At 52.1% G+C, this 24,242-nt stretch carries 16 protein-coding genes; 4 read left to right on the forward strand and 12 right to left on the reverse strand.

The features are described from left to right. The first annotated feature begins 79 nt into the window (after positions 1-79). The gene (locus M4D81_RS14740) at positions 80-634 is read left to right on the forward strand and encodes a type VI secretion system transmembrane protein TssO (protein ID WP_260067033.1); all 555 of its coding nucleotides are present in this window, start codon (positions 80-82) and stop codon (positions 632-634) included. Positions 635-695: 61 nt separating this feature from the next. Here the strand turns inward: M4D81_RS14740 and M4D81_RS34695 are convergent, their stop codons facing one another. After that, complete coding sequence (locus M4D81_RS34695; protein ID WP_311200657.1) at positions 696-2,438, reverse strand: ABC transporter ATP-binding protein; 1,743 nt, start codon at positions 2,436-2,438, stop codon at positions 696-698. A gap of 147 nt (positions 2,439-2,585) precedes the next feature. On the opposite strand from M4D81_RS34695, the gene M4D81_RS14755 reads away from it, so the two are divergent. The 3 genes from M4D81_RS14755 (at position 2,586) to M4D81_RS14765 (ending at position 7,450) form a co-directional block, all read left to right on the forward strand. Continuing rightward, positions 2,586-4,028, forward strand: a complete 1,443-nt coding sequence (locus M4D81_RS14755) for an ABC transporter permease (protein WP_260067034.1) — start codon at positions 2,586-2,588, stop codon at positions 4,026-4,028. A gap of 13 nt (positions 4,029-4,041) precedes the next feature. Then, positions 4,042-5,550, forward strand: coding sequence for an ABC transporter permease (locus tag M4D81_RS14760; protein WP_260067035.1), 1,509 nt, complete (start codon positions 4,042-4,044; stop codon positions 5,548-5,550). A 79-nt stretch (positions 5,551-5,629) separates the two neighbouring features. Continuing rightward, complete coding sequence (locus M4D81_RS14765; RefSeq protein ID WP_260067036.1) at positions 5,630-7,450, forward strand: ABC transporter substrate-binding protein; 1,821 nt, start codon at positions 5,630-5,632, stop codon at positions 7,448-7,450. 421 nt (positions 7,451-7,871) lie between these two features. Here the strand turns inward: M4D81_RS14765 and M4D81_RS14770 are convergent, their stop codons facing one another. The 11 genes from M4D81_RS14770 to M4D81_RS14820 all read right to left on the reverse strand — a co-directional run bounded on the left by M4D81_RS14770 (position 7,872) and on the right by M4D81_RS14820 (position 24,212). Further along, a complete protein-coding gene (locus M4D81_RS14770) occupies positions 7,872-8,417 on the reverse strand; it encodes an RBBP9/YdeN family alpha/beta hydrolase (RefSeq protein ID WP_260067037.1) in 546 nt (181 codons plus the stop codon). 324 nt (positions 8,418-8,741) lie between these two features. Next, positions 8,742-11,300: a beta-mannosidase gene (locus M4D81_RS14775; protein WP_260067038.1), complete on the reverse strand. Its 2,559-nt coding sequence runs from the start codon at positions 11,298-11,300 to the stop codon at positions 8,742-8,744. A gap of 150 nt (positions 11,301-11,450) precedes the next feature. Beyond that, entirely contained in the window at positions 11,451-12,467 is a 1,017-nt protein-coding gene (locus M4D81_RS14780; protein ID WP_260067039.1) for a glycoside hydrolase family 26 protein, read from the reverse strand. A 287-nt stretch (positions 12,468-12,754) separates the two neighbouring features. Continuing rightward, positions 12,755-13,750, reverse strand: a complete 996-nt coding sequence (locus tag M4D81_RS14785) for a carbohydrate ABC transporter permease (protein WP_220686308.1) — start codon at positions 13,748-13,750, stop codon at positions 12,755-12,757. A gap of 44 nt (positions 13,751-13,794) precedes the next feature. Then, the gene (locus M4D81_RS14790) at positions 13,795-14,694 is read right to left on the reverse strand and encodes a carbohydrate ABC transporter permease (protein WP_119849684.1); all 900 of its coding nucleotides are present in this window, start codon (positions 14,692-14,694) and stop codon (positions 13,795-13,797) included. Further along, on the reverse strand, positions 14,691-17,267 hold the full coding sequence (locus tag M4D81_RS14795; RefSeq protein WP_260067040.1) for a DUF5696 domain-containing protein: 2,577 nt from the start codon (positions 17,265-17,267) through the stop codon (positions 14,691-14,693). The genes M4D81_RS14790 and M4D81_RS14795 overlap by 4 nt, the downstream gene beginning before the upstream one ends. Positions 17,268-17,282: 15 nt before the next feature. Continuing rightward, positions 17,283-17,903, reverse strand: coding sequence for a Yip1 family protein (locus M4D81_RS14800; RefSeq protein ID WP_071221215.1), 621 nt, complete (start codon positions 17,901-17,903; stop codon positions 17,283-17,285). Continuing rightward, positions 17,884-19,347: a gluconolactonase gene (locus M4D81_RS14805; RefSeq protein ID WP_260067041.1), complete on the reverse strand. Its 1,464-nt coding sequence runs from the start codon at positions 19,345-19,347 to the stop codon at positions 17,884-17,886. The genes M4D81_RS14800 and M4D81_RS14805 overlap by 20 nt, the downstream gene beginning before the upstream one ends. A 10-nt stretch (positions 19,348-19,357) precedes the next feature. Next, a complete protein-coding gene (locus M4D81_RS14810) occupies positions 19,358-20,269 on the reverse strand; it encodes a carbohydrate ABC transporter permease (protein WP_260067042.1) in 912 nt (303 codons plus the stop codon). Positions 20,270-20,273: 4 nt separating this feature from the next. Then, on the reverse strand, positions 20,274-21,242 hold the full coding sequence (locus M4D81_RS14815) for a carbohydrate ABC transporter permease (RefSeq protein WP_216533217.1): 969 nt from the start codon (positions 21,240-21,242) through the stop codon (positions 20,274-20,276). A 12-nt stretch (positions 21,243-21,254) separates the two neighbouring features. Beyond that, a complete protein-coding gene (locus M4D81_RS14820; protein ID WP_260067043.1) occupies positions 21,255-24,212 on the reverse strand; it encodes an extracellular solute-binding protein in 2,958 nt (985 codons plus the stop codon). Positions 24,213-24,242 lie beyond the last annotated feature (30 nt).

The following is a 24,242-nucleotide window of genomic DNA, read 5'->3' on the forward strand; positions in this document are numbered from 1 at the left end:
AGAGCGATGACTTTTGATGCATAGTCGAATTTCCGAATTCATGATAAACTGTAATTTACTAACTTCAGAGAGGTGCTACATGAGAACAAACAAAGGTATTGCTGTAACTATCTTATTATCTGCCATGATCGCATTATCAGCTTGCGGCAATTCTGAGCCAAGTGATTCAGGATCAATTCCAGCCGCGCAACCGGAAACCGAGACTTCCACACCTGCTCCATCTGATGGGAAAGCAGACGCCCCGGATACAGTGGATTCCGATACAACCACAACGGATGGTGCTGAAACGGACAAAGAAGCCAAGGCTCCGGCTGGCGGAGGTTCTATAGAAAAGCCAAGCGCTAAGGATAAAAAAGCCGGCGCATTGACTTTGGAGCAAGCTCAGCTTTATCTTGAATCCCCGCCGGAAGCTGTAAAGAATCAGAAAGATATTCTGACCGAATTAATGGGGGTTACCATTTCCATGTTGTCGGAGGGACAGCAGGCGCCTTTCAATGAAATGCTGGAGCTGATTCAGCAGGACAAGCTGGATGAAGCCAAAAAAATATACGAGCAATTAGTCGTCGCATACGATTACCAAAAAGTAGATTTTGACGAGAAGCTAAATGAAATCGAAGGAAAAGAAAATAAATAAAAAAGACAGCAAAAATCCCTCTCCCAAAAACCGATTTGGGAGAGGGATTTTTCATTTATATTTATGCCCCGGTTGGCATGGCCACCCAGTGGCCTTTCGATACTTCCACAAGTTCCGAATGCTCCAGGTTATACTTGTCCTCACCGGTGCGTTCATCGAGCAGCACCCGCTTTTTCTTCGCTTCAATCTTTGGATCAGGTACTGGAATTGCCGCGAGCAAGGACTTCGTATAATCATGCTGCGGATTCGAGTACAGCTCTTCGCTCTCCGCAAGCTCGACGATCTTGCCCATATACATAACGGCGACGCGGTCACTGATATGCTTCACCATCGAGAGGTCATGCGCGATGAACAGATAAGTCAGGCCTAGACGCTGCTGGAGCTCCTCCAGCAGCTTCACAATCTGGGATTGAATCGACACGTCGAGCGCGGAAAGCGGCTCATCGCACACGATGAATTTCGGTTCTACCGCCAGCGCGCGGGCTATCCCGATACGCTGACGCTGTCCGCCGGAGAACTCATGCGGATACCGTGTGGCATAGGCCGGATCCAATCCGACCATATCCAGCAGCTCCTCGACCCGTTTCTTCCGCTCCTGCTTACTGCCGGTCAATTTGTGAACATCCAGTGCTTCGCCGATAATGTCCACCACCTTCAATCTCGGGTTGAGCGAGGCATACGGATCCTGGAAAATCATCTGCATATGGCGCCGCATGGCCTTCATTTCCGAAGGAGAAAGACGATTTACGGACATTCCTTGATACAGCACTTCTCCGCCTGTTGGCTGGTGAAGGCGAAGGATGGCTCGTCCCGTCGTCGATTTTCCGCTGCCGGATTCCCCGACAACCCCGAGCGTTTCCCCAGCCTGAATGTGAAAGCTGATATCATTCACCGCTTTAAGCACATTACCTTTACCCATATCAAAATACTGCTTCAAGGATTTAACCTCTAACAGAGGTCCCTTGTAATCCGTGCTTGGCACGATGATCGGCGCTGGCTTCGCTTTCTTCTTCTCGTCCAGGCGCGGAAGCGCGTTTAACAGCTTCAGGGTGTAGGGATGCTGAGGATTCTCGAAAATTTCCTCCGTCGTTCCCGTCTCGACGATCACGCCGTCCTTCATTACCGCCACGCGGTCGCACATGCCCGCAACAACGCCGAGGTCATGCGTGATCAATATAATGGAAGAACCGAAGCGCTCCTGCATATTTTTCATCAGATTGAGGATTTGAGCCTGAATGGTTACGTCAAGCGCCGTCGTCGGCTCGTCCGCGATCAGCAGCGCAGGTCTGCACGCCAGCGCGATGGCAATCATGACCCGCTGCCGCATGCCGCCCGAGAACTCGTGCGGGTACTGGTTATAACGCGCTTCGCTGTTCGGTATGCCGACCAGCTTCAGCATCTCAAGCGCCTGCTGCTTCGCTTCCTGCTTGGACAGCTTCTGGTGTTTGACCAGGCTCTCTGATATTTGTTCCCCGATTCGGATCGTCGGATTAAGCGAGGTCATCGGATCCTGAAAGATCATCCCGATATCGCGTCCGCGGATGCTCTCCATCTCTTTCTCGGTTTTCTCGGCCAGGTTCTGGCCAAGGAACAGGATCTCCCCATCTTTCATATAAGAAGGCGGGGAAGGCAGAAGCCGCATGATCGAGCGTGCGGTGACGCTTTTGCCGCTTCCCGATTCCCCAACGATCCCGAGCGTTTCCCCTTTCTTCACTTCAAAGCTGACCCCACGCACCGCGTGAAATTCTGAATCACGGGATTGAAAGGCTACACTCAAATTTTTAACCTGCAATATCGGTTCCAACTCTGCTCACCTGCCATTATGCGTTTATGTCATTAAAGTAATATCATCTACAACTCTTATAATCTATTGACTTTTAAAATAGGCTAAAATAAAATATACTATATCACTCGGAATAATGCAATTTGAAACAAGGAGGAAAGGCAGCTTATGGGGGGGACAGAAGCAGCAAGACCAAACAGACTCATAGGTTCGATAAGCAGCACATACAGTAAGATCCTTCTGAATCCTTCTTATAGATACTTACTATTATTATTGGGAGCGCCCGTGAATCTCGTGGTCTTCCTATTTTATTTGGTTCAGAGAAAGAAGGACGACTACGCGGCGGCTGAGAACCGCATACGCAGCGAGATGCTGGCTGCCGGAGATCTGGAGGCCCTTCGCTCCGAGATGATGGAGCAGCAGAAGCGCAAGCACGACTTCTTCAAGCAAAAAGTCAATGAAGGGCAGCTTCGGCAGGAAGTCGACAAAATCGTAGAAGCAAGATTCCGGGAAGTCCTTAAGGAACGGACTGTCAAGGAACTGAAACTGAGCAACCGGAAACGGTTGACCATGGCCGATACGTTTGGTTCTCTCATCGAGAATCCGTTGTTCTTCATTATATCACTTATTCCGGGCTTGCTGATGTACATCCTTATTTTTTTGTACAGCAATCCTTACCTGAAATATATTCTGGAGAGACTCGTGATGACGGTCTTCGTTATCTTCGGGGTAGCGGTGCTAGTCTTTACGATTCTCCACTTGTCGCCGTTCAACCCGGCAGCCAACATTCTGGGCGAGACGGCAACTCCGGAACAGATCGCGGCTTTTAACAAAATGCACGGACTGGATCAGGGCTATCTCACGCAGCTGTGGAACAACATTAAAGGAATCGCCTACTTCGATCTCGGCAAATCCTTCTCGGGCAATGAAGAGATTACTTCAAGCATCGCCAGAAAGTTCCCGATTACGCTGACGCTTACGGTCATTTCCCTGATGATCGCGATTGTGATCGCATTGCCGATCGGGATTATCTCGGCTACGAGACCGAATTCGTTTTTTGATTATACGTTTATGTTCATCGCGCTGATCGGGCTGTCCATACCAAACTTCTGGCAGGGACTGATCTTCATCCTGAATTTCTCGATCAAGCTGCAGTGGCTCCCCGCCACCTTTAATCCGGAGAACTGGTTGTCCATGATCATGCCGGTGATCGTGCTCGGTACAGGACTCACCGCTTCGGTAGCGAGGATGACGCGCTCCTCTACGCTGGAGGTTATTAATGAAGATTACATGATCACAGCCAGAGCGAAGGGGCTCAGCAAGGGCACCATTCTGATGAAGCATGCTGTCCGCAACGCCATCATTCCGATCATTACGGTCATCGGACTTCAGTTCGGCGGAATGCTCGGCGGCTCTGCCGTTACGGAGAAGGTATTCAACATCAGCGGAATCGGCAGCTACATCGTCGATAAACAATTCATCCCTGACATCCCGGCCATAATGGGCGGCGTGGTTTACACCGCCATTACCATATCGCTGGTGAACGTCATCATTGATATCTTGTACGCGTTCTTCGATCCACGGATCAGGTCCAAGATGAAACAATACTAAAGCAGGTGTACTCATGATCAAGAAGCTTCTTTCTAAACAAGAAACCAAACACCAGCTGAAATCCTCACACGAGTACAGTCAAGCCAGCTTCACATGGGTTATTTCTTTGACCTTAACGGTGATCCTGCTTCTGAACAGCTTTGATTTCACTGGGGGAACCATCAAACCGTGGGTGTTCGCCGCCTTTGCGGCATATGCATTGTTCACCATCATTCAGATCATCATTACGCTGTTGATCCGCAGAGATCTTCAAAGCCAGGGAGAAATCCGGCGCTCGACAAGGATCCTGGGATACATTCAGCTGCTGAGCATTGCCACAGGAAATCTGTTTACCGTCACGTTCGGTTTCAATCTGATCAAAAAACAGAAGCCTCCTGAATATACAATTGCCGTCTACATGCTGTTAACCCAGCTGTTTGTCATCGCGGTCTCGGCACTGAATCTGTTCAAGCCTTATGTCTCGAATACATTCCTGCCGGCGATGGCCTTGCTTCTGATGATTGCAGTCATTCAGCTGATCGCGCTTATACTCGTTGCCCGATATGTTACAACGAATTCTGCACCTCCCCGGATGGCCTGGCTTGCCTTTCCGCTCATTCTGACTGCGGTGACGGGTAATATTTTTGCCTTGGTGCTCGGCATCAACCTGCTTGCGAAGATACGCAAGAACGGTAATCCGGCGATGACCCGCTGGGGCGACGTGTGGGTGAAGCTTACTGCCAACTCGACTGCCATGTCCGGATTGTTCTTTGTGATCTTCCTGTTCTGTCTGTCGGTAAGCAGTCTGTTTACCTTCGATTACAGCATCGCGATCGATAACAATTACAGTGCCATCCTGCAGCCGCCAAGCCTTGTGTACCCCTTCGGTACGGACAACTTCGGCCGGGATTTGTTCTCCCGAATCGTATTCGGAGCCCGAATCTCGCTGATCGTCGGATTTGCCTCTACGGCGATCCCGGTTGTTATCGGCGGTGTTCTCGGTGCCATCTCCGGCTACTATGGCCGCCATACCGATAACATCATCATGCGTTTGCTGGACGTGCTGTACGCCATTCCGGGCATCCTGCTCGCCATTGCGATCATTGCTGCATTCGGAGCCAACACCGTTAACCTCATCCTTGCACTCAGCGTAGGTGCAATACCCACGTATGCGAGAACCATGAGGGCGAACGTGCTCCTGGTCTCCACCTTTGAATATGTCGATGCGGCCAGAGCTTTCGGCTCCAGCAATTTTTCGATTATATTCAAGCATATCGTTCCTAACTCGCTTGCACCGATGATTGTCAAATCTACGCTAACCATTGGTGCAGCCGTCATCTCGACGAGCAGCTTGAGTTATCTGGGTCTCGGCGTTGAGCCGCACATCCCGGAATGGGGGAATATCCTGAAGATCGGAAGCACGTATCTTGAGACGCATTCCTACTTGGCCATTTATCCGGGTCTAGCCATCATCGGGCTTGTCCTGTCCTTCAACTTCCTTGGCGACGGACTGCGGGATGCCCTGGATCCTAAACTGGATTAAAACTTTTCGTGCCCTTGGCACACTAACTATCGGTTTCAAAAAATATTTTATATATATACAACTCAGGAGGGTATCACCAATGAAAAAGAGTTCCTTGCTGTTACTGTTTCTCTCGCTAGTCATTGTACTGGCCGGATGCAACGTAACAACCAAAGATGATGCACAGCAAAATCAGCAAGAACCATCGGATACAGCAACAGACACATCCGCTGTTAATATTGAACTGCTTGGCATGAGCTCTAACGAATCCGATGTCAACATCATTCGCGACCAGCTCACGAAGAACGGCTTCAATGTGAAGCTGAATCTGCAGGCGGACTACGGCAGCTTCAAGGCACAGCAGGATGCCGGCAACTACGACATCGCGCTGTCCAGCTGGACTACCGTAACCGGTAACCCTGACTATGCCGTTCGTTCCCTGTTCAAAACCGGCGGCGACTACAGCATCCTGTCCGACGAAGAAGTGGACAAGCTGATCGACCAAGCAGCTACGCAAACGCCAGAAGACGCTGTTGAAACTTACAAACAACTGGAACAACGTCTTGTAACAGACAAAGCTTATATCGCACCATTGTACATCTCCCTGAAGAGCCAAGCGTTCAACAAGGATGTCCTGGACGAAAATTCCGTCCGTCTCTCGAAGTCCCGTTCCCTTCCTTGGGAAGCCGTTGATTTCAAAGACCAATCCAAGCGTGCTTCGCAGCCGCTGATTCTGTCCCAATCGATCTCCGAACTGACTTCTCTTGATCCAATCAAGGGTAATGACGGTTCCATCAACATCATCAACACCAACATGAACGTACGTCTGATCAACCTGACCGATGATGACAAGATCACATCCGAAGGCTCGCTGTCTTATAACCATGCCATTGGCGAAGGCAACTCGGAGTATTACTTCATTCTTAGAGACGACATTAACTTTGCTAAAATCACAAACAAAAAGGCTGAAGATTCCGGCGAGCGCGTAGGCGCTGACGATGTCATCTTCTCCATGAACAGAGCCAAAGACAAAAATTCGGTACCGGATCACCGCACCTACACGCTTCACGAGCATATCAACACGGTTGAAGCTGTAACCGATCTGAGCGCGCTGGAGAACACCAAAGTATCCGGTGGCAGCGAAAGCATTAAGGATGCGCTGGAAGCTGGCTTGGATACCAAGATCACTTCCCTCGTTGACGACAAGAATCAAGCAAGCACGAAAGACGGTAAATACCAAGTCATTAAATTGACGACCACCGAGCCGTTCCCGCAAGTGTTGAACTACCTGGCTCACCAATCGGCCGGTATCGTATCGAAGAAACAAGTGGAATCCATCAACACGTATGACGTCGAGAAATTCGATGTGAACAAAGACATCCCTTACGGCGACCAAAACACGGTAACCGAAGGCGACAAATATAACAACACGCTGTATGCCAGCGGTCCTTATATTCTGTCTTCCAAAAATGACTATGAAGCGACCTTCTTCAAAAACCCTGGCTACATGAAGGGCACCGAGCACGAACCGAAAATCGAGCAAGTGAAGGTGCGCTTTATCAAGGATGCGGACAGCACGCTTTCCGCACTGCGCAGCGGCGAGATTCACTTGTACTACGGCGTGCCTGAAACGAAATACGATGTGGTTAAAGGCGACAGCAAGCTGAAGCTGCAAACGATCGAAAGCAACGCGGTATCCTACTTGCTGTTCAACACGAAGAACCGTGATGTGGCAACTAGCGATGATCTGAGAAGAGCGGTGCTCTACTCCATCAACCAGGATGAAATTTTGACTTACTACAACAACAACAAAATCAAAGCCTACTCCACCGTCAGCCCAATCGTCAAAACCGGCAACGAGCTGGTGGCTGATCCGGCGAAGGTGAAGGAATTCTTGAGCGCATATAAAGCGAGCAAGTAAAAAAGAGGACGACATTAGCGAAAAGCTGATGTCGTCGTTTTTTTTGATCCGAGGTTTACATGGGCGCCGCTAACTACTATAACGTCACTAAGGACGATAGACCCTTTGCATCGCTCCGCATGCGGATGATTCTTCCGATCTCTGTTGCCCCCAGATTTCCATGAATGAATGGGGCTGATGTAGAAATCCGGGTGCAAAGGAGACCGCTACCGCTTCTCCAGAATCATTCCGCCTTCTCCGCTGAAGTCTTAACGGGACGGACCTGCATCCACACTTATTCGAAGATGTTAAACTAAACAAAGGACGAATGATTAGCCGCTGCGCAGCTACTCTCTCCCTTTTTTTGGGAGGGGGGGAGGAAGCCGCCCCTGTAATTCACATATACAGGGGTGGCTGAACAGACGAAGATTGAAGGCTTGGATTACATGCGCTTGATATCATCTGCAAGCTCGGGCAAGCCCTTGCCGAAGTAGTGATCGTCACCCTCATATGCCCGAGTGACGGCTTGGGGGAGCTGCTTCGCGTAGTGCTGGGCATGTGCGAAAGGTACTATTGGATCGTGACGGCTGTGATATAGAATTAACTTTGATATGTGCGGTAGCTTGGCTGCAAATGAATTGGATAACGTATACTCTTCATGCTGCCAATCGTCGTCCTTGCCCCAATAGGGGGCCGCGACCAAGAACAGTCCAGAGATGGTTCGCTTGCAACCTTCTTCCGAGAGATATTTCAGTAGCACCGAGCCGCCTAGGGAATGGCCTATGAGGAAAAGCTCCTCATCCAGTTCCTCGATTTCACTAGCTATCTGCGCTTTCCACAGAGCACAATCCAGATTCTCGGGCATGCCTGGGGATATAACATGATAAGCTTCACCGAGCTGTTCTTGTAGATGGGCGATCAAGCCGCTGCTGCCTTGGTGAATACCTTGCGGGCCTGCACTATGGATGAACATAATTTGTTTTTTCATGTTCAGCCTCCTTCCCGATCTTTGCTTATGGGGTATGAGCATGTCCAACAGGATGTGTACCAACCTAGAATAACTGATATCAGCGTGCCGGACTTCTTTTCGTTTGCTGACATCCGACCTGTATCAGAACCCATGGCATACCCTTTATCACATAAAGGTATCCAGATCAAGGTGTCGACCCCCGTGATCACCCGCTTATGATTAAGCCAACAAAGAAATGGTTAGCATCAACTTCATGGCTCCACTAAAGACAAACAAGCAGCCCCTTCACCAGAATCGGTTGAAGGGGCTGCTCTTTTTAGCGGATCTATTATGGTCTCTTTTTTATATCGCCAACACCATCGCCGGGTCAATACAATCAGCCATGGACCGAACCTCGACCTGACCTGGCTTGCCCGGTACGAATGCCTGCTCTCCGTTATTTCGGCAGCTGAAGGAAACCGTCATCGGAATGCCCGGTATCAAGTCGAAGAAGTTATCGCTGTAGAAGCCTTCCGCTTCCGACGACAGCCATACGTGGCGGCAAAGCACGTTGCTCTCCAGCACAAACGTGGTGCCATTGCTTCCCTCAACTTCTTTCACGTGGATGGTCGGGCTGTGCAGACGAAGTTGTTTGTCATTCACGAAATAGAATGTTTTGCTGTCCACCACGTCCCCGTCCTGAAGCAATTGCGCCAACAGCACGACCTCAGCTGGATCATGTCCACGAAGCAATTCCTCGTTCACAGCTCGGAATACAACGAGCGACGCTTGCTCTTCCGCACGAATCGATTGCTCCGATACATAGAGCTCTTTTCCATTAAAATCGAATAATTGAACCTTAAGAGTCCCTTGGACCTCTTCTGAAATGTCAGATACAAGATGGACCAGAATTTCGGAGTCCTTGGACTCGATCGACAGACTCACATCCCGGAAACTGCGCTTGGCCACATATTGCAGCGCCTTCCATCTGCCGAGATAATCCATGCCCGCCCACGAAGCGACCGGCCAGCAGTCATTCATCTGCCAGTACAGCGTGCCCATGCAGTACGGTTTGTTGCGGCGATGGGCTTCAATCGCCATCTTCATTGCTTCGGCCTGCTGAATTTGGCTCATATGCAGGAAAGCTTCAAAATCCTTCGGCTCATTATAATATTGATCCATATAAGTCTTGATCAAGCGGTTACCCGCACCGTTCTTCTGGTGCGCCAGCATGACCGTCGACTCCAGCTCCATATCGCCGTCTTCGGCGTAGGTACGGACCGTCTTCGGTTCCGGGAAGGACTGGAATCCGTATTCGCTCATGAACCGGCCGACGTAAACATTGTAGTTATCAAACGGCTCCGTATTATGCCATACGCCCCAGTAATGAATATCTCCGCTCGTTGTGGACGGATTGGCATGCTGCTCCTTGTCATGGCTGAGCGATACCAGCGGGGATGAAGGCCAATACTCCGCTCCCGGTGCATAACCGGTTACAGCCTCAGGCAGAATTTCGTGGAATACCTTTTCGTAGTCGCTCCAGATCTTCTCGCGGAGTTCCTCGGTATAGTCCTGCTTCCAGCCCCAGCCGCCATTCTCTTCATAATGCGCCCATGCAGAATCAATCTCGTTGTTGCCGCACCAGAGCACGATGCTCGGATGATTCCGCAGACGGACCAGGTTCTCCTCCGCTTCCAGCCGCACGTTCTCCAGAAAAGCCTCGTCGCCTGGATACATGCTGCAAGCGAACATGAAATCCTGCCATACCATGATTCCATATTCATCACACAGATCGTAGAATACGTCCTCTTCATAAATACCGCCGCCCCATACGCGCAGCATGTTCATGTTCGATTCCGCTGCGGACGCGATTTCATGGCGGTAGCGTTCCGCCGTCACTTCCGTTATGAAGCTGTCGTTCGGAATATGGTTCGCTCCCTTGGCAAACACAGGCGTGCCGTTGAGCTCGATGTAAAAGGACGTGCCGCGGCTATCCTGTTCACGTACCAGCTTGACGGTGCGCAGGCCGGTTCTAACCTCTTTCCCTGCAACGATCCGTTCCGCTTCCATCAGCTCGGCATGGAACGAATACAGATGAGCCTCACCCAGGCCGCGGCACCACCACAGCTTCGGATCCGCAATCGCAATATTTAATTCAACCGAGTGACGGCCTTCTTCAAGCTGTAGCTGCTGTTCCCATACCTTACTGCCTGCAGTTACGCGCAGCACTCCTTGCCAAGGTTGCCCCGCTTCGATTGCAGCTACCGCGGTCACTTTAGCCATGTCAGCCGCAACCTCATTCTGACGGATGAACAAGTCATCGATTCGCACCTCGGACCAAGCCTCAATCCGGGCTTCCCGCCAGATTCCGCTGGTCACAAACCGCGGTCCCCAATCCCAGCCATAATGATAAGGTGCTTTACGGGAAAATATGCTCAGTTTCTGATCGCCCAGACCCCCAAGCTCAGACTGGTCATTCGTAGCTGGCAGCGGATATCCGAGCTTCGCAAGCTTCGGCAGATCCTCCTGGATAGGGGAACGGAAGCGAATGTTAATCACGTTGCCGGAAGTCTTTAGCTGCGATTTCACATCGATCCTCCATGAACGGAACATATTATCTGCGGAAAGCACCTTCGTCCCGTTCACGAATACGTCCGCGTAGGTATCCAGTCCGTCAAATACGAGTTCAATGCGGGATTGGGCGCTCAGATTCGGATCCAGATCAAATGTGGTCTCATACTCCCAATCCTTCTTGTCGATCCACTGCAGGTCATGCTCATTCGTTCCGTAGAAGGGATCCGGGATTTTGTCATTTTTCAGCAGGTCCGTGTGTACGCAGCCCGGCACCTGTGCCGGAAGCCACTCGGATTCGTCGCACGCTTTGAATTTCCATTGGTTTAAGGTCATAACGTTATGATTCATGATAGTAGTCTCTCCATCTCTATATATTTATTTGATGCGGATCGGGTCATATTCCATACAGATATGGCTTCTCCGCGCATCAGCTTGTTCTCCACTCTACGCTCAGGCTAAGTGCGGCTTATGCTTGCACCCTTATCAGATACAAGCCGCTCAGCCTTTTAAATCCGGAAGCTCATCCAGCGTGACCGTAAACGGATGATGATAGGTTCGAATCAACTGCTGCTCGTCCGTATACTCTTCTGAATACCTCCGTTCATTTCCTTCTCCTGTGAACACGAAGTTTCCATACCACGTGCAATTCCATGCCCACGGGCATCCGTCCTCCAGCATGAGATCGGGGTCTGGAATGACGCCGTTCTCGGTCAGCGCAATGATTTTTGCCGTATCCGTATACGATAAAGCCGTGCGGAACCGCTCAGATTGCGAACCGTAATCCCGGGCAGGCGGATAAATGTCCTCTCCGATGATATCGACGTAGGAATCGCCCGGATACCAATCTTTGTGCTGCCCGTTCCATACCCAGATCAGGTTGTTCAATTCGTGGTAATGCGTCATGCGTTCGTACATCAGCTTCCAGAGCGCGATGCAAGGCTCGGGGCCTTTGGCCCCCCACCAGAACCAGCCTCCCGAAGCCTCGTGCAGTGGTCTCCACAGCACCGGAATGCCGGCATCCTGCATACGCTTAAGCTCTGCAGCGATAGCATCGATATCCCGAATGATAAGGCCGTACTCTTCCGATGAAGGCTCCGCCATCGCCTGTGCGATATCAAAGGTTGTCGCATTGGTGTAAAAGCCTCTGCCCCAGGTCCGATCCGGCGGCATATCCACCAAATCCTTCGGGGCGTTCCAGTGCCAGCAGAAGGTCACGATCCCGCCGCGATTCCACCACTTCATCGCCAGATCCGTATCCTGACACTCGGCTCCGCGCTCCACCCGTGAAGGCGAGTAATTCATGAAATCGAATCCGCCGACGGCAGGGTATTTCCCCGTGACCTCGTGGATCATGTCGAACTCCGGCGTGGATACAACGCCAATCTGCTGCCCGGTCAGCATCCGTTTGCCGTAGATGCTGCATAAATACTCCATTAGCCGTTTGGCTTGATCAGAAGCGGCCGGGTTGATCAGGTCCGGCTGGACCTCAAAGCGGGTGCTGCTTGCTTTTGTCATGCGATTCACTCCTGTCCTGTAATTGCCGTATGGATGAAAGATCCTACAGATTTCCTTCATCCGTCATACAAATGGCACAGCCCGATTCCTGCGGCATACCTATCAGACAAGCACAAAACCTGTCTCACGCACCGCACTCATCCTGCGACACGGCATCTCTCCTGCATCATGGCATCCTCCTGCAACATGACATCTATCCTGCAACATGACATCTATCCTGCCACTTAACATCTATCCTGTAACACGACATCTATCTTGCGACATAACCACCTGTCCTGCAGCAGCCTTTACCCGACAACCCCGGTACGCTCCACGCTCTCCACAAAGTGGCGCTGTACGAACAAATACAGTCCAATGAGAGGTAGAATGGCCAGCAATATCCCCGTATCTACCACGAGTGCCACGTAGTTCGGATCGGCTTTGGCCGATGAACCAAGTCCCATCAGCGCCGGGAGAAACTGGTTCGCATCCGCGGGCAGGGAAGCGATCTTCAGCGGCATCAGCGACTGCTCACTCATAAAGAGCGAAGTATAGAAGGTGTCATTATACTGCCAGACGAACGAGAACAGGGTCACCGTAATAAGCGGCGGAATCGCATTGGGGAGCATGATCGCAAAAAACGTCTTAATCCCGCCTGCACCGTCAATCAGCGCAGCTTCCTCAATCTCCTTCGGGAGCCCCCGGAAAAATTGACGGAAGATATAAATGAACAGTCCGGCTTTAAGCCCGGTGGCCGTTGCCGAAGTAATAATCGAGGGCCAGTAGCTGTTCAGCAGGTTAACGCCTTCTTTTCCGGTAAACAAATGAACCAGCCCCAGAATATCAAAGCTGCGAAAATGCAAATACATCGGTACCATCAGCGTGCTCATCGGAATCAGGATCGTCAGCACGACCAGGCCGAACAGCAGGTTGCTTCCTGGAAAGGTGAACCGGGCAAAGCCATATCCGGCAAGCGCGGTCGACATCGTGGTCAGCAGCATCGTGATGAATACGTAAATCATCGTGTTCAGCAGCAGCGGCCAATAATCCAGCAGGTCGAGCACGAGCTTGAAGTTATCCAATGTGAAATGCACCGGAATCATATAAATCGTTGGATTATAAATATCCTGTTTGTCTTTAAACGCCACAGAGAACTTGGAGATGATCGGATAGATGATGATAAATGTAATGCCGATGATCAGCAGGTAGCGGAACACCGCCCACAGAATAGGCAGCGCCTTGTTCTTGAACCGGTTCATTCGTTCCTGAGCCGTTTCGTCCGAGCGATCCCGAATCGATGCCATACGGACCTCCTTTTTTTCCTGTACCGTCAGGAATCTCTTAGCCATTAGTTTTGATAAAAGGTTTTCCTTGAGACGATGATCCCCATAATAATCAGCAGCAAGCTGATAACGATGGTATACAGCCAAGCCATCGCGGCACTGAGCCCGAAATTCTGCGTTTTGAAGGCCGTCTCGTATATCGTCCGGGTCACGGTGCTGTCCGCGAACGAATCGATGATGGTATAAATCATGTTTGTCAGGATGAGCGGACTCACCATCGGAAAGGTGATTTTCCAGAACGATTCATAAGCGGTAGCCCCCTCGATCTTCGCAACCTCGTACATTGAACCCGGGACGGCCTGCAAGGCGGCAAGAAAGATCAGAATCTGCACGCCTGAGCTGCTGATAATATCGTAGATCCTCATGACCGCCCCGATAATATACTCGGTTACGGTAAGGGGAAATCCGGCCTCGGATAAAATGCGCACCATCGACAGCACATTGAATTGTCCGGAAGCTTGCCCGAGCTCCTCCGCCACCGTAGCATTTCCGACCAGATTGATCAGACCGGAAGTTTCCGCTGCGGAAATTGCGCCTGACGCCAGGATGACCGGCAGGAAGAATATCGCCCTCGCAAGGGCTCTCCCCCTGAATTTCTGATTCAGCAGAATGGCGGAGAACAAACTGAAGAACAAGATCAGCGGAACGTCCACCACCATGCCCAGTATCGATTCCGTCAAGATCCGGTTGAAATTCGCGTCCACGAACAGCGCCGTGTTGAAATTGCTCCATCCAACCGACTCCAGTTCATAGCCTGTGGGGGAAATGTTCAATTTACTGAAGCTGAACAGGATGGACTGGAGCAAAGGTCCGGCAAACAAAAAGATGAAACCGATCAGCCATGGTGCGATGAAAAGGAGACCGAGCATGGATCTTTTTTGAGTCAGGGACAATCTCATTTTCATGCCCGGCCACCCCCTACGGCATAATTTTGCGGCTCCACAAGGACCCCGTTAACATCGACGGCTTGATCGGTATAATTGATCAGAATCGACGTGCCGTTCTCGTACCTCACTTCAACCACGCCGCCTTCATGCCGCTTATGCTCCACCATCCGCTGCGTCCGAAGCGGCGCCAGCACCTCATTCAGCTCCTTGTACAAGGAAACCGCTTCTTCGAACCAATCCTTGTAATGGGTGGAGTACATGTCATCAAAACGCGTGTACTTCAGCTTCGAGCTTTGTTCATATGACCACAGAAAATGCGGAGCTGATCCGAATTCGAGTGACTGCAGAAGCTGATTGCGTAAATTTTGCTCATTCAGGTTATTGACTGCTGCCCCCGCATAATCCAGGTATCCGTGAATGACCATTTGATAAAAGGGGACTTCCTCATCCGTCAGCCCGAATCCACTGCTCGACGTCGGTGCGTCGATCACGTGGCTGGCATAAGCCCAGCTGTATGCATTGGCGCCGGAAACCATCGTATCCGGGTAGGCTTCATGCAGCTTCTGCAGCTGATCAGTCACGATAAGCTTCGCGGTTTCACGGAAAACCACCCGCTGCACCCGGTAATCCGAGCTCAGAACATCGCCCAGGTCCCGCAATGACACAGCCCCGATGCCGAAGCGTTCATATTGCCCCGCGAATCGGTCCACGTAATAGGGAAGCTTCGCCGGCGACATGAGACTGTACGTACCGTAATAAGAGTCCATCCGGTTCGTGTTCCGGTCATAGGGATGCAGCGCTGCCGTTTCCCTGGTCACGAAACGGGATGCATCGGATGACGGCGTGAACGCCCCATCATCATGATAGACGTGCTGGAAGGCAACATCCGGATACAATCCGCCGCCGGAATCCTTCAATTGCTGGGACAGGGCCTTCAACTCCGATGTGCTTCCAACCACTCGATCGGCCTTCACCTTAACCGGGGTTTTGTGATGGACGCCTTTGCCGAACCAGCCGAGGTAACGCATTCGGAGATTGGCGATGCCCTCGCCATTCAGAAGAGCGGCGATCTCCCCTGCCTGCTCGAAGGTGGTCATCGAGACGACGGCATCATAAGGTACGCCCAGAAAAGATCTCCGTTTATCCACGCTGCCCAACATATCCAGATAGAACGGGATCCCCTCGTCTTCTTCCAGTGGAGTCAGCTGGTTATCCTCCACGAGCGTTTCCTGATACAAGCGCGCCATGCCCGAGTAGCTGGCCTCATCACCCGACAGGAAGCTGTATCTAACCGCCAGATTACCGCTGTAGAGCTTGTCATTCAGCAGCTGAATCTCCTGCACCGTGCTGCCGGTGTAAAGCTCCAGCATATCCTCGCCGCGCACGGCAAAGCTGCTGAATACATGATTGTACGAGTTCTGCTTCCCGCCGATATCAGCGGACACGCTCGCGATGGCGTCGCCTTCTTCAATCACGGCAAACCAGCCGCGGTCACCGCTCTTCATGCCGAACACGGGCATCCGTGCCTGCTCCGCCACCTGCCCGCGGCTGCCGCTGTTGTTATTCGGATCGGTGCCGTATATCCGCTGCACGTACTGCTCTTCCTTCACTTTGCCGTTATTCAGCTTAATGAGACTGCCGCTGCCGTCCGGGACCAGCATATATCCCTGTTCTTTCGAGCCGGCCGCGCCGAAATAACGAAGCAGCTCCACGCTGCGCAGACGGTGGCTCTCGCTTTCCGTTACTTGGTCAAGCGGAATTGAAACGACCAGCGAATCCTCCTCCAGCCGGTACTCGAGCGGAATCTTGAACTGCGGTTTCGAAGAGGCACTTGCGGCGGCTCCTCCGCCCGCTTCGTTATCAAAGGCAAGATCCTCCGCGGTGTAGCCGGCCTGCTCGAACGCCCCCAGCATTTTTTTCAGCACCAGCTCTTTCTTGATCTGGTCATCCAATCGCTCCAGCATCGCCGGATTATCCTTCATGGGGTAATACCGGGCCTGCACATATCTCGCCAGCGACTCATCCAGCTTGCTGATCACCTTCTCCTGCAATCGGTCCTGCGAGATGTATTTCGGCAAGGCGTCGATCCCGAGCGACACATCTCCCAGCGTATACGTGACGCGAATTCCGTTGTCCAAGCTTTCCACCGTGTAGTTCCCGTTCATCACACTCCACGTATAGTTCGGATAGGTCTCAAGCGTGCCGATCGGATCCCGGAACGTCAGCGTCAATTGCGAAGATAACACTTCCTTCTCAAACGGCGAGGCAATTCCATCCTCCATGCGGTCTGACGGATTGCTGTACCATACCGTATCGCTCCGTTTATCCCGTACCGCCACTTCGGTCGTTTCCGGATGATAATACAGGGCAAGCGCCGCCGTCTCCGCTACCAGATCCATACCGGCTACGCCGTCTGTCGAATCGTTCAGAAGGGTCAGCTCACCGCCCGGCGTCGACTCGGCTGCCGCGATTCGGTAAGCCGCCACGTCAACTGCCGGTGCTCCCCGATTCACGTAGATCAGAAAGCCCGCAGCCATGCACGTTATAACGGTACATGCAAGCACCGTGTACAGCCATTTTCTTTTTTTCACGGCCTACGGCCTCCTCTATTGCCTGAATAGGATCTCTCGGTAAACGTTGACAACGAACGTGTAAATCTGCTGCATCATGCTCAGCACGAGCGTGCCCAGAAATACGATGATGCCCATAACGATCAGGGTCAGAAACATCGTGACGATCGTTTTGCCGGCCGAGTACTGATGAACCGTCATCGTGCCGACAAAGAGCAGCCCGATAAACCAAATCGCCGCAACCGTCGTAAGCAGATAGTAGAACACAGTCTCTTCTTGCACCATGAACCGGCTCGCCAGCGTCATGGGCGGATAAATCAGCACCATCGGAATCAGGGCATACGCGCTGGCCATCACGATTTCTTTAAACTTCCCTTCCCCGCCCATGAGCGTGGTGACCGACCAGTTGGAGACGCACCACAGAAAGAACGGGAGCACGATATAGATCAGTTCGTCGATGCTGCTCAGCGTTCTCGGATCATTGTAATTGACCAGAAATCCCGCATATTGCCGCTGCAGAATCATGGCTATGACCACAAGCGCCAATACGACATAAGCAACCCCGAGACGTCCTCTGTTCTCATACTTCAGGTCCCAATACCCGTCGAAGGGGTGCACGATCAAATGAAGGGGGAATCTAAGATAATCCTGTTTCATGCTTCCCTTCCCTCCTCTGCTTTCGGTATCTCACCGTTCTATAGACCGCATAGAGCAGCACAACGCTGGTCCCAACCGATAAAATGGTGCCGAAATGCTCCTTCATGACCTCTCTGCGGTAGCGTTTATAAGCAACGGAATAATTTTTGCGGTCCATGCCCAGCTCAAAATATCGAAGGGCTTCCTTGTTCTCCCCCTTCATGAGCTTCGCTTTCCCGATGCCGATATAAGCGATGTCATAGTTGGCGTTGAGCTGAAGCACGCGTTCCCAGTACCTTTCCGCCTCCTCGTCTTCCCCCCGATAATGGTGGCGTACGGCAAGGTTAACCTGCTTCCCGAACTTGGTTGGCTCGAACATGACTATGCTTGCCTTTCCCCGGTCCAGCACAAGCTGACGGTCTCCAAGCCGTTCAATCGCCGCCGGCGTCTTAAACACGCCCAGCTGATTCCCGATGCCGCCGTAGACATACAGCAGGTTTCCGGACTCATCATAGGTGAATACGCGTCCCTGGGTAGAGTCGAGCGCGCTGTAAATCCCGTCGCCAAGCACTTTAATATCAACGAACTTGGAGGGGCCTACCGTTCTCCGATAATAAATATCCCCGGCAACCGGAAAGTAGCCAAAGCGTTTCAGCACATCCTCACCTGACGGATTAAGGCGTTTAATCGGCTCCTTGGACCCGACATCAATATTCGTGGCATAAACGAACCCTTTGGCGTCGATATCCAGATTGGAGAATTCAGTCGGGATGAACAGTCTCATCTGGGCTTTTTGGGCACTCGTTGATACCAGTCGCCAGAAATAATCGCCATAATCGCGTTTTACCTTAATCGTTCCGACGTAACCGAGAAAGGTACCGTTCTCCTCAAACTGCATAATGCCTTCATAAACACCCCGGGCGACAACGAATACCCGCTTGGCTTCATCCACCGTTACTTTCAGCGGGATGAATTGAAAGCCTTGAGGCAGTACATCCGATTCCGGCTGCTCAATGATCCGGACAAGCGCGCCTTCCGCCGTTAATACGACAACCCGCTGATGGTCGGTATCAGCAACATAAATGTTCTCGTCCCCGTCAATGAAGATGCCGGAAGGATTGGCAAAGCCGTCCTCTTTCCCTTCATTCATAAAGGCATCAATGACGCGAACGACATTCCACGCTTCATCGAGGCATACAATTCGTTTGTTGCCGCTGTCCAGCACGTAGATGTTACCTGCCTCTGACACATGCATATCGCTGGGCTCCAAAAACTCCCCGATGCCCAGATCCTTCCCCGTCACGGAGCGTACCGGCAGATAGGCTGCAGGCACGGCAACCGTTTCCTCCCAATAATTGTAGATATAGCTCTCATACGGAGCACTGGCGGAGACGCTCCCCGGCATCAGGCCGGTTAGCAGCAGGGAGGCCGCCGCGAGCGATAGCAACCATTTTTTCGCTGACATGTGATCCCCCCTAATCCTTCATCCCGGATGTGGCCATCGTCTCGATAATCCGGCTCTGCGAGAACAGAAAGAGCACAATCGGCACACTCATCAGGATGACTGCCACGGCCGCACCTGCGCCGGCCCGGGATATACCGCCCAGAATGATCTGATTGGACGCATAGTGCAGGGTCTTGAGCTGCTCGCTGTAAATAAAGCCGTTGCCATCGGTCCCCCATAGGATCTGGAACAGCAAAATAATCAAGGTAAGCCACGCCGGCTTCACATTAGGCATCACGATGGACCAGAAGATCCGGTATTCGCTGGCTCCGTCGATCTTGGCCGCTTCAAGCAGGGCATCCGGTATCTGCTCCATGAACTGCTTCATCAGGTATAGGCCGAGCGAATAACCGAATGCCGGTATAATTACCGCCCAGTAGGTGTCGATCAGTCCCAGCCACGACAGGATCATATAGTTCGGCGTCGCCGTCACGACCGGCGTGAACATCAGCGACAACACCACGATTTGGAACAGGAAAACCTTGCCCGGAAACTTGTGCTTGGCCAGCGGATATGCCGCAGCGGAGGCAAAGATCACGTGCCCGACAATGCCAACGCCGGTAATGAATACCGTATTGAAGATATACCGCGAGAACGGTACCCAGGACTGACCGAGCAGATTGATCAGATCGGAAAAATTATTCCACGTGGGATTGCGGACAAACAACGTGGGCGGGAACAGGAAAATCTCGTCCAGCGGCTTGAACGCATTGTTGATGGCGTACACCAAGGGCAGCGCCATGAAAGCGCCGAACACCGCCAGCAGCGCAAACAGGGAGAAGGTGCCCATGAAGGAACGGTTTACCCGTTTGCTGCGACCTTTAAGATTTACGTTCAGCAGGCGGCTGCCCCGTTTTTTTGGAAGTTCGTATGTAACCCTCATGCGTCTACTCACCTACCTTGCGCAGCAATTTTTGGACGATCAGGTTGGTTCCCACCATCAGAATGAACAGCACGGTCGCAATCGCCGAAGCAAAACCCATCTCGAAGCGCGTCGTGCCAAAATCGATGAGATGCGTTACGATCGTTTCCGCCGCATAATTCACGCTCGGGAAACCGGCAAGCGCAATCGATACGTCGGCCACAGCAAACGATGTCGTAAGCTGAATGACCGCGCCGAACATGAGCTGCGGCCGCATCGAAGGCAGCGTGATGTACCACAGCTCCTGCCAACGGTTGCGGACCCCGTCCACGGCACCGGCTTCGTAGAGCGTTTTATCAACGGTCTGAAGACCGGCGATGAAAGCCAGGAAGCCGGTTCCGAGGCTGAGCCACAGCTGGACCAAAATGATGATCGGCATAATCAACGCTTCGGTCTTCAGCCATTGGATCGGCTCCAGGATGATGCCCAGCTTAATCAGCATGCCGTTCGCTATGCCGTATCGGTCGCCCGAAAAGATCATCAGCCAGATGAAGTAAATGTTCCCGGAGATCGAAGGCGCATAGAAGATCAGAGTCATGAACGCCCGCAGCCGAGGACCCAGCTCATTGATGACCCACGCAAACAGGAAACAGGCCAAATAGCTGATGGGTCCTGTGATGGCGGCGAAGAGAAGGGTATTCTTCAGCGCAACCAGAAAGATATCGTCTTCCAGGAACAAACGCGTGTAATTATCCCAACCGACAAACCGCGGAAATTCCAGCATGTTGAAGTACGTAAAGCTGAGAATCATGGAAATAACGACCGGAAAAACGGTAAACAGCGTGAACAGGATCATATAAGGCGCAAGCAATATATAGGAATGCTTGCTGGCCTTGATCTCCGCCAGCTTCCGCTTCCACCATGATTGCGGCTTCACCGGGTGAACAGCGGCAGAGATCGTAACCTCAGGATCCTGAAGGCTGACATTATGCAATTTGGATTCCCCCTATCCCTGCGGCTCGCCGAATTCTTCTTGCTTGGTCCGGATTTCGTCGTGAATATACTGCACGGAATCCATCAAGGCCTCCCGCGGCTCGATGCCGCTGATCACCGCTCGGTAGAAGGCATTAAACAGATGTCTGCCCGTCGAATAGCCGCCTGGCACCTCCGGAATTCCCTGCACCCATTCAAATTGCGATTTCAAATTCTCATAATCGGCAACGGGCCACGGCAGACTGTCAAGCGCCTTAATATTCGCGGTCGGATACCGTGCCGCTGCGCCCATCAGGCCTTCCATCTCGCGGCCGAAGTTGGTCTGCGTTGCATCGCTGGTCCACCATTTCAGGAACTCCCAGGCCGCGTCCTTATCCTTGGCATCATCCAGCATCAGCACGGCACTGCCACCGCTTGGAACGGTGCGATCAATCGTGCCGTCCGCCTGAACGGTTCCCGGAACGGGCGCAAAGCCCCATACGCCACGAATTTCCGGCGCGAACACCGACAGCTGGTTATAGGTGGTGTAGTCGGAAATGCCGATCGGCATTTGTCCTGTACGGAACCGGTTCGCAAAATCATACTCCCGCTCCAGCTTGTAATCCGTGTAATATTCCGTCCATTGTTTAAAAGCTTCCAGCCCTATCTTGGAATCCAGATCCGATTCCTGGTTGTTGTTGCGGTAGAATTGCCCGCCGGATTGCATCAGGAGCGCCGCATACAAGGAATTCGGCGGCAGTGTAGTCCACTGATCCGGTGCCTGCGCCACAACGGGAAGACCGAATTGCATATGATTTTTGTTCAATACGGCAAGCAGGCTGGCTACATCGTTCCAGGTCTTCGGAACTTCAAGTCCAAGCTCCTCCAGCACATCCTTCCGGTAGAACATCATATTGAAGGTTTGCGTCTCGGGCAGCGCATACACGCCGTCCAGGTATCGGTAAGGTACCAAGGCGCTGTCCCTGAATCGGTCCGCTACCGAATCGAAATCATGGAATTGCGTCAGGTCTGCTGCCGCGTTCCGCATGGCAAAGTTCACCGGCAGATCGTTACCGATCTGCATCGCGACCTCAGGTCCCTGTCCCGACAAAGTTGCGGGGAGCAGCGTCCCCATGTTGACCAGCTTCAGATTGACGTTAATGCCGGTCTCCGGCGTAAAGGTCTCGTCAATCATCGCCTTGATGGTATTGGCCTGATCGCGACCGCTGCCGATCCATACCGTGATCGAACGTTGATTCTTCGCATCCGCAACATTACCGATATTGTTGTAATCGATGAAGAAGGAGCTGAAGAACGTCGACACCTCATGCTTCACCTTATCACCGGCACCCATCCCGCTCTTGGGCAGCTTGACATCGGCCGAGGCAACATAGAGGGCATCGATCTCGAGCGGCTGCTCCCTAGCCTGCTGCAGCCATGTTCCAAGTCCGCCGGTATTCGTCTTGTAAGCCTCCAGCCTGCGCGGAATCGTATCCGGCTTCGCGATCATCTCATCCAGCTGAAGCGCCATGGTCTTTAGTAGCGCCTCCTGATCGCCGGATTGTCCCGACAGTTCAACCAATCTGGCCGCGATGACTTTCAGTCTGTCGCTTTCGAATCGGAAGATTTCCAGCAGCTCCGGTATCCGCTGCTCCACGCGGTAATCGCGGAATTCATCCGGACTCGTGCCAGTGATCATCAAAATTTTGCGGTACATGGCATTCAGGTTCAGCAGACTGTCCTCCACCTCTTGAATGAGCGGAGCGAATTCACCCAGACTCGCCTCGAGGCGTAACACATGCTTACCTTGCTCCAACCGGAACAGATAGGGTTCATCGCCTCCAAGCACGTCCATGCGATATCCGTTCTTAAATTGGAACGGAACGTGGTTCATTTCTTCAAACGGAACCTTCCCGTCAATCGTCAGCCTTCTCGTCGTGTACATGCCCCGCACAAAATTTTGCTGCGATTTGAATGCAATCTTGTAGAGCCCGCTCTCGGGTACATCCAGCTCCCATTCGATCCACTGCCCGGGCAGCCGCCAGTTCAAACCGCCAATGGTATTGATTCGGATCTTTGAGGCGCTGTAGGGACTGACGCTCGGACTCGAACGCTCGCTTAGCGGATACAAGGTCGGTGATGATTTGGCGACTGCGTCTTCACCCTGAATCGTAAGTAAAGTTCCTTCGGTTATTCGAGCACCTTCAGCCTCATACTGTTGATGCAGCTCGGCGTACGTCAACGGGCGCTCCTGCTTGAAAAGCTTCAGCTCCCCGATCACCATCGGCTCCCTTGCTGCTGTAAGAGACACGGTATGCTCTCCTTTTTCAAAGTAAAATAGAAACGGCTCCGTGATATATCCGTCCGCATCCTTCAGCACTGCCTCGACCCAAGCCGGACGTTCGATTTGCTTCGGTCTCAGGTCATTGCCCTGGTTATCCTGATCGATGCCGTCCTTGGCGTTATCCCATATCCGGTCGAATTGCAAATAGGCAGCCTCTTGAAAGGGAAGCTTCCCGTCGATGCGGATGGAACGCTCAATAGAGGAGCTCTTTCCTTCCACTGGATAATAGAGCAGGGACAGATTGTACATTCCCTCTTCCTCTACATGAACCTTCCATTCCACCTCCCCTTTCTCCCCCGTAAAAAGCGAGGTTCCAGGATGACCCTCATAGGCTTCCAGTCTGCGGAATTCCCCGCCGTCGGCACGACTGTATTCCGCCGCAGGAATCGTGATTACACGATCAGGTCGACTCTTTCCGTCATGATCCGACAAATACTGGGCATATGAAATGCTTTTTCCCTGCTGTGTGCTGAGTTTGACCAGCGATGCGGGACGTTCCAATGAAAGCTCTGTCCGGCTGTCTTCGGCCTTGATGCCGGATCCGGGTTCATTTCCCTCTCTATTGAAAAACAGAATCAAAGCGGCCATGACCGCCAAAAGAATCAATAGTCGGCTCATCCATTTTTTTAGCTGCACATGAAGTGTCAATGTTCATCCCCCTGTTCAGGAGAAGGGGGC

It is taken from the genome of Paenibacillus sp. p3-SID867 (assembly GCF_025142895.1).
In the GTDB taxonomy this organism is placed as follows: Bacteria; Bacillota; Bacilli; order Paenibacillales; family Paenibacillaceae; genus Paenibacillus_AQ.